Annotated in this window: 16 protein-coding genes and 1 pseudogene; 10 read left to right on the top strand and 7 right to left on the bottom strand. The window is 49.0% G+C overall.

The features are described from left to right. Nucleotides 1–122: 122 nt before the first annotated feature. The 3 genes and pseudogenes from AB1757_30190 to AB1757_30180 all read left to right on the top strand — a co-directional run bounded on the left by AB1757_30190 (nucleotide 123) and on the right by AB1757_30180 (nucleotide 3,889). Nucleotides 123–419 (top strand): annotated as a pseudogene (locus AB1757_30190) (ADP-ribosylglycohydrolase family protein). Between the two features lie 99 nt (nucleotides 420–518). Further along, nucleotides 519–3,230: a prolyl oligopeptidase family serine peptidase gene (locus tag AB1757_30185; protein MEW6131337.1), complete on the top strand. Its 2,712-nt coding sequence runs from the start codon at nucleotides 519–521 to the stop codon at nucleotides 3,228–3,230. A 137-nt stretch (nucleotides 3,231–3,367) separates the two neighbouring features. Continuing rightward, complete coding sequence (locus AB1757_30180; protein MEW6131336.1) at nucleotides 3,368–3,889, top strand: hypothetical protein; 522 nt, start codon at nucleotides 3,368–3,370, stop codon at nucleotides 3,887–3,889. A gap of 172 nt (nucleotides 3,890–4,061) precedes the next feature. Here AB1757_30180 and uvrB read toward each other — a convergent pair whose 3' ends face one another. The 5 genes from uvrB to AB1757_30155 form a co-directional block, all read right to left on the bottom strand. Then, complete coding sequence (gene uvrB / locus AB1757_30175; GenBank protein ID MEW6131335.1) at nucleotides 4,062–6,047, bottom strand: excinuclease ABC subunit UvrB; 1,986 nt, start codon at nucleotides 6,045–6,047, stop codon at nucleotides 4,062–4,064. A 92-nt stretch (nucleotides 6,048–6,139) separates the two neighbouring features. Beyond that, on the bottom strand, nucleotides 6,140–6,565 hold the full coding sequence (locus AB1757_30170; protein MEW6131334.1) for a hypothetical protein: 426 nt from the start codon (nucleotides 6,563–6,565) through the stop codon (nucleotides 6,140–6,142). A gap of 83 nt (nucleotides 6,566–6,648) precedes the next feature. Beyond that, a complete protein-coding gene (locus AB1757_30165; protein ID MEW6131333.1) occupies nucleotides 6,649–6,939 on the bottom strand; it encodes a hypothetical protein in 291 nt (96 codons plus the stop codon). Between the two features lie 2 nt (nucleotides 6,940–6,941). After that, nucleotides 6,942–7,124, bottom strand: a complete 183-nt coding sequence (locus AB1757_30160; GenBank protein MEW6131332.1) for a hypothetical protein — start codon at nucleotides 7,122–7,124, stop codon at nucleotides 6,942–6,944. A gap of 78 nt (nucleotides 7,125–7,202) precedes the next feature. After that, nucleotides 7,203–7,607, bottom strand: a complete 405-nt coding sequence (locus AB1757_30155) for a hypothetical protein (GenBank protein ID MEW6131331.1) — start codon at nucleotides 7,605–7,607, stop codon at nucleotides 7,203–7,205. A 151-nt stretch (nucleotides 7,608–7,758) separates the two neighbouring features. Between AB1757_30155 and AB1757_30150 the strand changes: the two genes are divergently transcribed. From AB1757_30150 to AB1757_30140, 3 genes are read left to right on the top strand one after another with little or no spacing between them, the layout of a single operon-like run. After that, entirely contained in the window at nucleotides 7,759–8,319 is a 561-nt protein-coding gene (locus tag AB1757_30150; protein MEW6131330.1) for a hypothetical protein, read from the top strand. Nucleotides 8,320–8,321: 2 nt separating this feature from the next. Further along, nucleotides 8,322–8,963 carry a hypothetical protein gene (locus AB1757_30145; GenBank protein MEW6131329.1) on the top strand — a complete coding sequence of 214 codons (642 nt, stop codon included), beginning with the start codon at nucleotides 8,322–8,324 and terminating at the stop codon, nucleotides 8,961–8,963. Continuing rightward, nucleotides 8,947–9,351, top strand: a complete 405-nt coding sequence (locus tag AB1757_30140) for a DUF2251 domain-containing protein (GenBank protein ID MEW6131328.1) — start codon at nucleotides 8,947–8,949, stop codon at nucleotides 9,349–9,351. Before AB1757_30145 ends, AB1757_30140 begins: the two co-directional genes overlap by 17 nt. Here AB1757_30140 and AB1757_30135 read toward each other — a convergent pair. Beyond that, a complete protein-coding gene (locus tag AB1757_30135; GenBank protein ID MEW6131327.1) occupies nucleotides 9,348–10,814 on the bottom strand; it encodes a hypothetical protein in 1,467 nt (488 codons plus the stop codon). The genes AB1757_30140 and AB1757_30135 overlap by 4 nt on opposite strands. A gap of 248 nt (nucleotides 10,815–11,062) precedes the next feature. Here AB1757_30135 and AB1757_30130 point away from each other — a divergent pair, with 248 nt between their 5' ends. From AB1757_30130 to AB1757_30120, 3 genes are read left to right on the top strand one after another with little or no spacing between them, the layout of a single operon-like run. Beyond that, a complete protein-coding gene (locus AB1757_30130; GenBank protein ID MEW6131326.1) occupies nucleotides 11,063–11,980 on the top strand; it encodes a phosphoribosylaminoimidazolesuccinocarboxamide synthase in 918 nt (305 codons plus the stop codon). Between the two features lie 48 nt (nucleotides 11,981–12,028). Beyond that, on the top strand, nucleotides 12,029–12,565 hold the full coding sequence (locus AB1757_30125) for a CvpA family protein (protein MEW6131325.1): 537 nt from the start codon (nucleotides 12,029–12,031) through the stop codon (nucleotides 12,563–12,565). A 28-nt stretch (nucleotides 12,566–12,593) separates the two neighbouring features. Beyond that, entirely contained in the window at nucleotides 12,594–12,887 is a 294-nt protein-coding gene (locus tag AB1757_30120) for a helix-turn-helix domain-containing protein (GenBank protein MEW6131324.1), read from the top strand. A gap of 41 nt (nucleotides 12,888–12,928) precedes the next feature. Here AB1757_30120 and AB1757_30115 read toward each other — a convergent pair whose 3' ends face one another. Further along, nucleotides 12,929–13,462 carry a TlpA disulfide reductase family protein gene (locus AB1757_30115; protein MEW6131323.1) on the bottom strand — a complete coding sequence of 178 codons (534 nt, stop codon included), beginning with the start codon at nucleotides 13,460–13,462 and terminating at the stop codon, nucleotides 12,929–12,931. A 281-nt stretch (nucleotides 13,463–13,743) separates the two neighbouring features. Between AB1757_30115 and AB1757_30110 the strand changes: the two genes are divergently transcribed. Beyond that, the gene (locus AB1757_30110; protein MEW6131322.1) at nucleotides 13,744–14,409 is read left to right on the top strand and encodes a C4-type zinc ribbon domain-containing protein; all 666 of its coding nucleotides are present in this window, start codon (nucleotides 13,744–13,746) and stop codon (nucleotides 14,407–14,409) included. Nucleotides 14,410–14,467: the final 58 nt, after the last annotated feature.

The raw sequence follows: 14,467 nt of genomic DNA, 5'->3' as shown, positions 1-14,467 counted from the left end.
GTAACATAGGTTCGAGCAGGTTCCACTGCTCATCGGAGAGGTCAGAGGGATAGGGTTGTCTGTTCATAGCAATGACAGTTTACCCATTTCTACTACCTCTCCTCTAATTTCTAAACACGCTCTTAGAGAGGGCTTTAAAATTACGCGACGATGTAACCGACCCATGTTTGCAAACCGGCGCAGGATGGATTGCCGAAGAAGCCTTCGCTACCGGCTTGCTCTGCTTTCTGCTTTTCGTTGATGAACCGCAAAAAGCTTTGCACCGCGCGGCGCTGACATCGGGCGATTCGGATTCGATTGCCTGTTTGACGGGCGCATTCGCCGGCGCGTATCACGGCATAGAAATCTGGCGGCAGGATTGGCTGGCGCGCATCGAATATAAAAAACAACTTTCCAGGCTTGGTGCTGTGTGGGATTAAAACCCGGTATTGATCAGTCAAGCAATTCGCTTTTCAATCACCTGTTGAATCTATAAAATCACGCTTCCATTCGACATCATTTCTCAGGAGACATTTTCAATGCGAAGATTATTGACGCTGGTTTTCAGCCTTATTGTTTTATCTTTCATGAACGTTTCTGCTCAGCAGGACAACAAGTGGACTGCCGATGACGCCATCACCGATGAACGCGCCGGCGGCATTCAGGTCTCGCCCGACGGGCGCTTTGCGGTCTGGGTGAAAAGCACGGTTGATAAGGAAAAAGATGCGCGTGTTTCAAACCTCATCTTATCGAGTCTCACCGAGAAAAAAGAGATTCAACTCACGCAAGGCGCAGACAACACCTTCAATCCCAAGTGGTCGCCCGATGGCGGGTTGATTGCTTTTGTCACCACGCGCCCCAATCCGAAAGTCAAGCCCGCAGCGCCCGGCGAAGGACCGCGTCCGCAACTCTGGCTCATTTCGCCGTTTGGTGGCGAAGCCTGGGCGCTTACCGATTTTGCCCGCGGCGTCACCAATTACGATTGGGCAGACAATGACACCATCATCTTTGCCGCGCAGGAAGACCCGACACTTATCGAGAATAAAATCAAAGAGAAAAAAGACACCTCCATCGTGGTCGAAGACGAAGTCAATGCGCCGCCGGTTCGCCTATTCAAATTTTCGGTCAAAGCCAAAAAATATGCGCGCCTCACCGATAACACCGACCGCATACAGAATTTCGCGGTGTCGCCCGATGGCACCAAAGCCGTTACTTTTCACGACCGCAGCTTGCGCTTTGTCTATGACCATAAAATCAAACCCGCGACATGGCTTTATGATTTAACCACCGGCGAAGGCAAACAGATTTTCGCGGATAAAAAATTTAATGTCAGTGGTGCCGCATGGTCACGCGACAGCAAAGGCTTTTATGCATCAAGCCAGTTTACCAATCATTCCGTTTATGTGAACGCGACCATCACCGAGCTTTACTATTTTGACCTCGCGGCAAACGCGCCGACGAAAGTTGATTTAGGGTGGGAAAACGGACTCGCGGGCGACCTGGCGATTACCGAAAATGGTTTTATCACTTTGCTTGCCAATGGCGCGCGTCACAAAGCGGCGCGCTATACCAAGAGTGGCAACACCTGGTCGCGTGAATGGCTCGCGGGCGATCACGCGCAAAACCTCTACAGTTTTGAACTCGGCAAAGATAACAAAACCCTCGTGTATCTTTACTCGACCGCAAGCACACCTTCGCAATGGTTTCGCGCCGAACTCAAGGGCACAAAGATTGACGGTGTCAATCAACTGACAGACCTCAACCCGCATTTCAAAAAGAAGACGATTTCCAAAAGCGAAGTGATTCGCTGGCGAGGGGCGCTCGATGAAGAGGTCGAAGGCATTCTCTATTACCCGCATGGTTATGATGCGACGAAAAAATATCCCCTCGTGCTCATGATTCATGGCGGACCGGCGGGCGCAGACCACGATGCCTGGGGCGAATCGTGGGCATACCCTGTGAATAACTACACCCAGCGCGGCGCATTCGTGTTGCGCCCGAATTATCACGGCAGTTCCAATTACGGACTCAAGTGGGTCGAATCCATCGGCGGCGGAAAATATTACGACCTCGAAGTTCCCGACCTTGAAAAAGGCGTTGACGCGCTAATTGCCAAAGGTCTGGTTGACCCCAATCAACTCGGCGTCCTCGGCTGGTCAAACGGTTCGATTTTAACCATTGCCTTGACGGTGAACTCGACGCGCTACAAAGCTGCGGGCGCGGGCGCAGGCGATGTCGAATGGGTGAGCGATTGGGGCAATTGTCTGTTCGGCGCGTCGTTCGATAATTACTATTTCGGCAAATCGCCATTTGAAGATGTGCAACTTTACATCAATAAATCGCCGTTCTACAAAATGGACAAAGTGCGCACGCCAACGATTATTTTCTTCGGCACCGAAGATAAACAGGTGCCGACGCAACAAGGGTGGATGCACTATCGCGCCCTGCAACAACTCGGCAATACGGACGTGCGCTTCATCCTCTTTCCCGGTGAAGCCCACAGCCCGCAAAAACTCGCGCATCAACGCCGCAAAGTCGAAGAAGAACTCCTGTGGTTCGACAAATATTTATTCAAGATCTTGAAGCCGGAAAACGAAGCGTTGAAGCCCGATTCGCCGCTTGCCGTGGCGCTCAAGATGAAAAGCGCCAGAGCGGATGGCGCGCGTTACGGACTCATGATGAAAAGCCTGCTGGTTCCTGAAACCGTCAAACACGCTGACCTCGAAGTTGGGCGCTTTGAAATCACCCGCGCACAATTCGCGCAGTTTGATAAGACTTACACGATTGAACCGGGCAAGGAAAATTATCCGGCAAATAATATTTCATTCGAGCAAGCCAGGATGTATTGCGAATGGCTCAGCAAAGCGACCGGCGACACCTACAGGCTCGTCACCGAAGAAGAAGCCGAAAAACTTTATGCGGGCGCGGGCGCAGGTGAAAACACCCTTGATTACTGGGCGGGTTATGTATTGAATCCCGAAGACGCCACGCGACTCAAACTAAAAGTTGCAGAGATTGGCGGGCGCGCGCCGCTCCTGAAAGAAGTCGGTTCATTCAAAGGCGCGGGCGAAAATTTAGTATTTGATTTAGGCGGCAACGTCGCCGAATGGGTAATCGCAAAAGACGGCAAAGGCGTGGTGATGGGCGCAAGCGCCGACACCGCTGCCGATGTAAAACAGCGGAATCGCAAAGCCGCTGCGGAATACACAGGCTTTCGCGTGGCGAAAGGCGCAGTAGCGGCTGCAAAGTGATGAGCCTGTTTGGAAACCAACCAGGTCAGACTTCCTAAAAAGCGTTGACCGATGGGGGGCGGGTTTATAGAATCACTATGCTTGAAAAAAGCGCCCGCCCCTTCAACCTCACAAAAAATTTTGGAGGTAAAGTATCAATGCACAAATTCATTTCAAAAACCTCGCTTTTCGCCCTTTTCGTCGCCGCGCTTTTAGCTGTCAATACCGCAACCTTGATGGCGCAAGGGCAAAGCGGTCAACACGGCAAGAGTCAAAAGCAGGAAAAGCAGAAGAACAAACTGAATAAGGATGCCAACAAGCTCGCCAAGACTGCCGAACAAACCGAAAAAATGCTCGGTCGCAACGCGGTCTTCTGTATTCTTGCAGCCCACACCACCGATGTCGGTACGGCACAGGAATTGAAAACCAAATACGACAGCCTCGACAACTTTCCATTCGGTCAATTCGTTGCCGCAGTTCTGCTGGCAGACCGCATCGATAAACCGCTTGATGAAATTCTCTTGAAGTTACAGGCAGGGAAATCGCTCGGCGAAATCACTCAGGAGTACGGGGTTGATATAAGCGAAGTGCGTCAACATTTCGGCGAATTCCGCAGTGAACTGGCACACTCGCAAACCAATCCACCAACCAGAGATTGTTTCGCTACCAGCGGTTCATAGCATGTAATCATTATTCACAGACAAAGGGAAAGGCGCGGCAATCATTACCAAACAAATTGCGGAACAGACGAAATAGAACGGAACAAACGGAAATGTTTGAGGAATCCAATATCCTCTGAGGTTTTCCGTTTATTCCGTCTTTTTTCTGTCTGTTCCGTAGTTTGATTTTCCGCTATCGCATCGTCAGTTCGCGTTTGCGAAGTTCTTTGAGTTTGTCGCGCAGTTCCGCGGCGCGTTCAAATTCAAGTTTGGCGGCGGCTTCGCGCATTTCGCGTTCAATTCGCTCTGAGGTTTCTCTGAGATTTTCCAACGAATAGCCTTCGACCTCTTCAAGATCAATCGGCACTTTGAAATAGTCAGCTTCGGAAATGGTCACCAGCGTCGAATCAATCGCTTTGATAATGGTCTGCGGGGTGATGTGATTTTCACGATTATACTCGGACTGTTTTTCGCGACGACGTTGAGTTTCGCCAATCGCATAACGCATGGAATCGGTCATCTTATCGGCATACAAAATCGCTTTGCCATTGACGTTCCTGGCGGCGCGTCCGATGGTTTGAATGAGCGATGAACCCGACCGCAGAAAGCCCTCTTTATCGGCATCCAAAATGGCGACCAGCGAGACTTCCGGTAAATCCAAACCTTCGCGTAACAGGTTGATGCCGACCAGGACATCGAATTCGCCGCGACGCAGGTCGCGCAGAATTTTAATGCGTTCGAGGGTTTCAATGTCCGAGTGCAGATAGCGCACCTGGACGCCGACATCCGTGTAATACTCGGTCAAATCTTCCGCCATCTTTTTCGTCAGCGTGGTCACCAGTACACGTTCATTGCGCTCTGTGCGAATGCGTATTTCATTGAGCAAATCATCAATTTGTCCGCGCACCGGGCGCACATCGACTTCGGGGTCAATGAGTCCTGTCGGTCGAATGACCTGTTCGATAACTTCGCCGCCGGTCATCGTCAGTTCATAAGGACCGGGGGTTGCTGATACATAAATCAATTGACCGACGCGCTGTTTCCACTCTTCAAAATTGAGCGGGCGATTGTCTTTTGCGGAAGGCAGACGAAAACCGTATTCGACGAGTGTGCCTTTGCGCGACTGGTCGCCGTTATACATCCCGCGAATTTGCGGAATCGTCTGATGGCTTTCATCAACCATGACGACTGAATCACGCGGCAGATAATCGAGTAGTGTAGGCGGCGGCTCGCCCGCTTTTTTGCCGGTCAAATGGCGCGAATAATTTTCGACGCCCTGGCAATAGCCCAATTCTTTGAGCATTTCGATGTCATACATGGTGCGTTGATGGAGGCGCGCGGCTTCGATGGTTTTGCCGGCAGCGACCAGTTGCGGCTCCCACCAATCCAATTCCTCTTTGATACTTTTGATGGCGCGTTTGATGGTTTGCGGCGAAGAGACGTAATGGGTCTTGGGATAAATCGGCAGACGTTGGTGTTTTTCGAGGACTTCGCCAAGCAGCGGGTCGATGGTTGAAATGGCGTCGATTTCATCGCCCCAGAATTCGATACGAATGGCGCGGTCTTGATAGACCGGGTAGATTTCCACGACATCGCCGCGCACGCGAAACGAGCCGCGCAGAAATTCAATATCGTTGCGCTGATATTGCAATTCGACCAGTTTTTTAAGTAACGCGGTGCGCGAAATCTGTTGCCCGCGTTCAACGAAAATAATCATGCCGTAATAGGCATCGGGGTCGCCCAGTCCATAAATGCAGGAGACCGATGCGACGACGATACAATCGCGGCGTTCAAAGAGGCTGCGGGTTGCTGAAAGCCGCAGGCGGTCAATCTCTTCGTTGATGGTCGCTTCTTTTTCGATGTAGGTATCAGAAGCCGGAAGATAGGCTTCGGGTTGATAGTAGTCATAGTAGCTGACGAAATATTCGACGGCGTTTTGCGGAAAGAACGATTTGAACTCCTGATAGAGTTGCGCGGCGAGCGTTTTATTATGCGCCATCACCAGCGTCGGGCGATTGACCCGTTCAATCACAGAAGCAATTGAAAATGTTTTTCCCGAGCCCGTGACGCCCAGTAAAACCTGATGCTGGGTGCCCTCATTCAAGCCGCGCACCAGTTGTTCGATGGCTTGCGGCTGATCGCCTTGCGGTTGATAATCCGATACTAATTTAAAATCCATGTCTCTCCTTGCACATGCAGCGATTCGTTTTGTTTTTATTCAGGTTAATTTGATTCACCAATTGCCATACTTCCCTTGGTTGCCCTACCTTGCTACCTGCCCTGAATTTTCTGGAATTCATAAGTAGTTGTTTTCCTATGAAAATATTTTGAAGCATCAGCGGTATAGCTAAATACTATTTCGACTTTTGAAGATTTGATTTTCACTTCATCAAAATTGAATGTATCGCCTTTTTGAGTTTCTTCCTGTCTATTATTGCTTTGAATTACTATGACTTTGTTTTTAAAGATTTGAGGAATCAAGTTGGGAGTTAAAAATTCATTGTGACAAAACAAAAATTTTTCAAAGCTTGAATATTTTTCTTGAGACAGTTCTTTTCGCAAAATAAATTCGATGATCTGCGCTTTATCCTTTTCTGTTAGACGTAGAGGCTTTCTTTTGTTCTTTGCATCTGTCGCCAATGAACTGAAAATTAACAGCGTAATTAAAGTAATAAATGACAGTTTGTTCTTTGCCAACTTCACAAGCAAACCTCTATATCAACAGCCGGATTTCAACCTTCGCACACGTTATCTGATTATGATTTTCATTGGATTTGACTTTATGTCTTTCCCTTTTTATTTCTGTCCGGTTGGTGTGGCGGTAATCGCCGCTCAAATTTCAAAATTTCATTTTCTAGACGTAGAGCTAATTTTTCTCGTTCGTGTTTCTCATTTTCACTGGCATGATCAATCCGTTCATTTGCTCGGTGAATCTCGTAAGCCAATCGCTCGACAGCTGAAGTTAATTGTTCGATTTGTTTCCGGAGTTCCTTAATTTCATCGCGGTTTTGTTGGGTTTGTTGGGTCAAAATCAGTAACTGTTTTATGGCTTCGTAGAATTCTTTCCACATAATTAGCAAGCCTTTAATCTGGCGAGTGTTTCATTTGTCCGGATTTTCATTCTTTCAATTTCTTTCTGGTCGCGCTCCATCCGTTTGTTTAAACGTTTCATTTCGGCAAGCATCTCCTTAATGCCTGCTTTATATTTTTCGGTTTCCTTTGAAACGGGGAAATCAGTTGTCATCATTTTACTCATTGTTCGTACCTCTTTTCGTAGTTCAAATTTGACCACACAACCTTTGTCGCCGCAATTAAATTATTTTAAGCCTGTGATCTAAAGTTGCGATTGATTGGCATAAATTTGTTTGACTTCCGCTTTGCATAAAAAGATGAGCGCATAGATGCCGAGGATGGTGCCGATGGGAATTTCAAAAAGCGCCAGTACGGCGGCAAGCAAAGCGCAGAGGCGTCCGTAATGTTTATATTTTTTCATGCCGATACCGGCAATCAACGCAAGCACAAAAAGCGCCATCGAAATCGCTACCATCGCCACCCCCCAGACCGCCATCGCCGTGTACCATTTTAACGCCGGGTCATCAACGGTCGGCGCGGCAAAGGTTCCTGCCGCAGCAATCGTGAAGGCGAAAAAACCTCCGATCAATGCCAGCGGTTGAAAGCAGGCAAAAACCATCAACAAGGTTGCGAGCGTCTGATTCTTTTGAATGATTTGTCGGTTCAAGCGGTTTTCCTTTTTTCAACAAGAGATTTCGCGCAATTCAGGCAATCAATTTCTGAGGGCTGCAAGCTTACAACAGGGTTGCAATCGCAAACCCCTCACCAGGGATTCATAAACTATTGCCGCGTTTCGTATGCGACGTTATAGTCGGCACATGTCAACGGCATTTTACTTACTGTTAATCATCGGGCATCTCGGCGTATTCGATGTGCTCTATTTTCACATCTACCGTTGTCAACTTGACCGCCGCCCGGAATGCCACCGCGAAGTGTTCTGGCACACCATACGCCACGCCATCTACGCTTCGCAATTCATCATCATTGCGAATTTGCGATTTCACGGCGCAGCGCTCATTCTCTTAGCGATTATTTACGCCACAGATGTGTTCATCGCCTGGGCGGATGTCTGGGAAGAAACCCAAAGTCGGCGCGCACAAGGGGGACTGCCGCGCGGCGAATATTTCATGCACATCGTTTTGAGTTTGCTGGTCGGGTGCTACCTGATGCTCGTCTGGCAAACGGTTTGGGGAGACCTCGCGTTACCTACAGCCATTGTCGTTGACCCGCCGCCGGTTCCCGTGATGTTAAGAGTTTATATGACGATGATGGGCATTGGCGCTTTTGGCGCATTCTTTTTCGATTTGTATCGCTGGCTCACATTCAATCGTCGTCACCAATCGCAACCCATAAACGCCGAACCGGCGCAACTCTCTTGATTATGAAAAAGCCTCGCAAAATCGTGGTCGAAGCCATTATCCCTGCGCCCGTCGAAGTGGTCTGGGAACGCACCCAGACGCCCGACCTGCACACCCTCTGGGATATTCGCTTTACCCACATCACCTATCTTGATGAACAGGACGCATGCGGATTCAATTTGATGGATTACCGCACCGACGTGGTATTCGGCATCGAAGTCGCGGGCATCGGGCGTTATTTGCAAAACGCGCCGCCGCACCATTCGACCTTTGAATTTGAATCCGCAGATTGGAAATCCATCATCACCTTGGGGCGCGGCATCTGGCAATACGAACCCTGCATCGAAGGCACGTATTTCAAAACCGTTTATGATTACGGCGTGCGTTATGGAGTTCTGGGGCGATTATTAGACGCGCTGGTGTTTCGCAATTTACTGAGGCTTTCAACCGAATGGGGCTTTGAGACCTTGCGACAGTGGTGCGCCGCTGATGAAAGCGTTGTAGCGAAACGTCGCTCGCGCTGGCGCTTTATGAAATTTTTTCTTGCCAGATTGCTTGGTCGCAAACCGGCAAAAGGTGCAGCGCGAAGTTGGCTTGGCAGTGGGCAGGAAACCGAGTTAAGAGATAAAAATTCTTCAGAATATGTTCATGGAAGCAAGCATTGATGTAGAAAAAAATATTATTGTCGGTCAGCCAGTAATGATTGAAAGTTCATCACCTAAATCTTCATATGCTGTTGCCTTTGAAGATGACGGTGAGACCGGTTATCTGTATGGACTTGATCTTTCTCTTGAAGAAAATCCTATTCTTGATGCTTTATACATTTACAACGGAAAAAATATAATCGATAGGTCGCATTCTCATTTGCTTCAAATTCTCTGGGCAAAGGATGGGCTGAAAGTCGCTCTTTTGATTAATCAATACCCTCACGCTGTTTTTGATTTTGAAGCCAGGCGGGGATACTGTAGAACTAATTTCCCTCTCCCAGACACACGGTGGACATCTTTTGATCATAGTTGGAGTGATGCTGCAATTGATTTGTTTAACGATTAATTTGATGTGATTGGCGTTGCCGTGTAATGAATGCAGGCGAGGTGTTCGGGGCGGCGCAGGACTTTATAAGCCAGGAATTTTCCCCATCGGGTTTGCGGCTGCATCAGTAACTGCCCGTCAATGTTTAATTGTTCTATTCCATCAACTGTGACCACGCGGCTTTGAAATTCGACCTTGATGCCGGTTTGCGGCAGGCGCACGCCGCGAAAATAAATATTTTTTCCGCGAATTGAAAGCCCACCGTTTTCAATCGGCTGCACTGCCATTTCAACATCAACCTTTAAATCAACGAAGACTTCAAAGAGCGCAGGCTTCCCTTGCATTTGGCGCACGATGAAATCGGAATCAAAAACCCGCATCTTATCGCCGCAATAAAGCTCACGAACGAAATGCATCGAACCATCGCGGCGGCGAAAGATGCGAAAGCGCGCATCAATCGCTTCTTTGTCACTTTCATAAAGCCCTTGACCAATAAGCAGGGTCGCCACTCTTGACCAGAATTTCGCCGGAAGGGTTTTCAGGTCAAGCGCGGCTTTCACCTGATAACGCGAAGGGTTGGTATAAAAATCAACAATCATCGGATGCACCGCTTGAAGGCGGTCGCCAATGACCTCTTCAAGCAGGTTCCAGCCTTCAAAACTTGCAAGCGAACCGCGCTCACGCGCGCGAACGCCTCGCCTGAAAACTTTCGACGCTCTCCAGACAGTGAGCGAATAACGCAGCAACGCAAACGCCGTTCGTGGGTAATTGATGAGATGGCGTCGCGATTCTTTTTTAAAAGTAAGTACAGCGCGCACGCCTTCCACTGCATAGCGACCAAGCAACGCCCAACCAGCAGTGAATAATCGTTTGACGGTAACCGCGAGGCTTGCGCCAAATGCCGTTTCATAAGCGACCGCTCCGCTGAGCGCCGCGCCATCCATCAAGCGCGCGCCGATGGTGACTTCCATATGTTGGCGAAGCAATCGCCAGGTCGGGTCGTTTTCACGCTCGCCCATCTCTTCATAAAACGCCGCATCGAGTCGCGCAAGTTTCACCGCCTCCAAATCTTTCATGTGTGCCGCAAGCCACAATTCATCGCGCACTTCAAGCGGTCGGCGCATCGCACAGGCTTCTGCATAAATTTTCCAGCCTTCGGTGCGCGGGTTGCCGTCGCTATCTACCGGCATAAAGGCTTCGCCAAGCCGGTCGTAGCTTGCGGAAAAACCTGCAAAGCGACCAAGCGCAATGGCACATCCGGCAAGCAGATGAAGCCGCGCCAGACGACAAGGATGGTGGTGATAAAACGCCCGCATCAAGGTGAGGCGGCGGCGGGCACGAAGTTGTCTGCGGGCGAAAATTTCCAACTCGCTTTCGCAAGCCTTCGGCAAATAATGCCGCGCCTCTGTCAAATCTTCAGCCCGTAATTCAGAAGCCTCATCGAAAATCGGGATTTCCGGTATCACCGCTTTGTGTCCAGGCATGTTGGTGTTCCATCAATCAAAAAACTCAATAAAAACCGGCGCTTTTTTAATGGGGCTGGGGTCGCTGACAAGATAGTACAACGGTTTCGTGAAGACCAGACAATTCGCCGGAAAGCTTCTGAAAATTCCCGTCGCTGATTTCACTCGCATTGCTTGACAAGCATCAACCTCAGATGAATAATGCCGTCTGCTTAATGCGGGGTTATGGTCACCATTCGCTAAAATTCCCTACAATTTGGCAATTCAATTTGAAAGAGGGTGTAAAAATTAAAACGCTTTCGCAGACGGATATTCCGGGGGTAACGCTTTTCAGACGCGGCAAGGTGCGCGACGTTTATGCAGTCGGAGACCGGTTGCTGATTGTCGCAACCGACCGCCTGTCGGCTTTTGATGTCGTGCTCCCGAATGCGATTCCCTTTAAAGGCATGGTGCTCACCAGGCTCTCGCTCTTCTGGTTCGATTTTTTGAAAGACACGGTTACCACTCACTTAATCACTACAGATGTCGATGCCTATCCTGCGCCTTTGCCTGAGTACAAAGACCAGCTTATCGGGCGTTCGATGCTCGTTAAGCGCGCCGAGGTCTTCCCGATTGAATGTGTAGCGCGCGGTTATCTTTCCGGTTCGGGATGGAAAGAATATCAGGCGACCGGCGAAGTCTGCGGCATTCGCTTGCCCGCCGGTCTCCAAGAATCCGACAAACTCCCGGAAGTGATTTTTACTCCGGCAACCAAAGCCGAAAGCGGGCATGACATCAATATCAGCGAACGCGAGATGGCAAATATTGTCGGCAGCGAAGCCACAGAGAAACTGAAAGCCTTGACCCTGAAAATTTATACGAAAGCCGCCGAATATGCAGACACGCGCGGCATCATCATCGCCGATACCAAATTTGAATTCGGCATGAAAGACAGCGAAATTATTTTAGTTGACGAAGCGCTCACCCCCGATTCGTCCCGTTTCTGGGCTAAAGCATTGTATGAACCCGGTCACGCGCAGCCGTCGTTTGATAAACAGTTCGTGCGTGATTACCTGGAAACGCTCGATTGGAATAAACAACCGCCGGCACCCGTTTTGCCTGACACGGTCGTTGAGCGGACAAGCGAGAAGTACATTGAAGCCTACAAACTTTTGACCGGAAAAGAGGATTTAGCATTCAGGGTTTAGACATCACTATCCAACTATCTAAATCCTGAATCCTGCATCCTGCCTCCTATGAATTTTTTAGATTACTTTGTCCTGATCGTTATTGTCGCCTCAACCGTCTTAGGAGCAATGAAGGGCATCCTCAAAGGATTACTGTCGCTTGCTTCAACCATTTTAGGATGGTTTGCCGCCATGTGGTTTTACCGCTTTGCGGCAGTGGTTGTCAGACCCTTTGTGGAAACCGAACGGGCAGCCAATTTGCTTGGGTTCATTGCCGTATTTTTACTCCTGGTAATTGCCGGAAGCCTGGTGTCATACAAATTGCGGCGCGCTTTGAAGCGCGCAAGGCTCGACTGGTTCGACAAGGCTTTGGGCGCGACCTTCGGATTTTTGCGCGGGTGGCTGGCGTGTGCGGTCATGTATCTGGCGCTCACGGCTTTTCCGATTAAGCTTGAGGCGGTGCAGAAAGCCACCTTTGCGCCGCTATTGCTGGAAGGCACGCGGGTGACTGCTTATCTGGCATCCGGCGAACTGAGCGCCCAATTTTCAGAAGGCTATCAAACGGTTACGGATTTTTGGCAACAAAAAACTAAAAATAAAAAATGAACCGCCCAGGTTCCAAGGCTAGAAATTTATGACAACGTTGAAAAGCAGGTTAGAAGCAATCGTGATTGAGATGGTTGAAGGTGGGATTTCTTACAAGGATGCCGTCGAGGAATTTCAAAAACATTTTATTCTGGCGGTCTTGAATCAAAATGGCGGCAACCTTTCCAAAGCTTCCGCCAAACTCGGCGTTCACCGCAACACCCTTTCCAAACAGGTTGCCGATTACTTTCAAAACGGTCACATGACCGGCGCAAAATTGCGTCGCCAACGTAAAAGCGTCAAATCGGAAAGCAAAAAACGAGCGGCAACCGGTAAGAGTTAATCACCGATTGCCGTTTGTTTTTTGAAAATTTTTCGCCCGCCTTACTCAGCTTTTGCATTCAACAAATTTTGTATATCGGCTTCCATCTGCGCCATCTTTTTGGCAGAGGTGCCATTGTAACGTTTATAAATTTTCCAATCTTTGGTAACTACGAAGGTGGTGGGAAATCCCATGATGTCCAGATCGCGGGCGACGGGACTATTGTCTTCGTCCTGAATCATCACCACCGAATATTTCATTTTATAGCGCGTCACAAAGGGCACGACCTCTTTGGCTTCACCCGATGCCATGGTCACGGCAAGCACTTTTAGACCTTTATCGGCATACTTGGCTTGCAAGGCGTTGAAATTGGGAACCTCGACCAGGCAGGGGCCGCACCAGGTCGCCCAGAAATCCACAACATAAACTTCACCTTTGAGTTCCGTCTGTTTGACGGGTTTACCGTCCAGGGTGAGCAGCGCGATTTCAGGGAAAGCTTTGCTTTCTTCGCCCGGACTTGAGGCTTCAGATTTTATGGTCGAAAACCCCGGAACGGTCAAAAGCACTGCCAGACAGGCGATAAAAAATAGTTTCATTCGTATCCTCCAAAATTGTCGCGAACTAATCGGCGGCCCGCGTTTGACGCCAAATGGCTTGTCAAACGTAAAAGGCATTCTAGCGTAGAAATTTTTATTCGGGCAATTTTATTCCAACAATCTCGCCAGCAGTGCCACTTTTCCTGTGTGGCGCTTGAGAATCCGCGATGGGTATAGTAGACTTCGGCTGAAAAAAATGGAGGGAATCCGTGAGCCGAGAATTGAGTCAGCTCATTGAGCTCCAGGAACTTGACCTTGAAATAATCCGAATTACCGACAGGTTGTCCAAAATACCTGTTGAACGGGAAAACGCAGAAAACGAGTTCAAGACCCAAGCGGCAGAGTTCCTGGCTTTACAGACTAAACACGAGCAAAAAATTGCAGAACGTAAACAACTGGAATTCGACCTCGCTACCGCCCAGGAACATCACGAAAAATTCAAGCAAGACTTGATGCGTGTCACCAATGAAAAGGAATATTCGACGGCGCTTCGTGAAATCGATGTTACCAAAAAACAGGTTAACACCTACGAAACTGAGATTCTCAAAGGTCTCGAAGAGATTGAAAAATTCGATGAACAGTTGAAAACCCTGGCTCCGGATGTTGAACAAAAACGCCATGAGGTTGATCAATTCCTCGCAACTCTCGATAAAGAAGTCCAGGAATGCGAGCAAGCACTTATTGATTTGAACACCAAACGTAGCGGCTTGATTACCAGTTTTCCCAGATCGCAACTCGCCACCTATGAGCGAATGTCGAAAGCCAAACGCGGACAGGCGCTTTCGGAAATTCGCGATGGCGTTTGTTCAGCTTGTCGGGTGAAGGTGCGTCCCAAGGTGTTCAGCGATGTGCGTAAAGGTGACCAGATGATTACCTGTGAAAATTGCGGTCGCATTCTTTATTACCGCCCGGACTCGAATCAATCTGTGGAAACGGTTACGAGCTAGTTTTACAGGTTCAGTCTATCGTTTCCGGCACAAACGGGTCTCTGCCAATCTGAGCCTT

The sequence above is a fragment of the Acidobacteriota bacterium genome (genome assembly GCA_040754075.1).
GTDB lineage: Bacteria > Acidobacteriota > Blastocatellia > UBA7656 > UBA7656 > JBFMDH01.
This window is presented reverse-complemented; position numbering and strand designations above follow the sequence as displayed.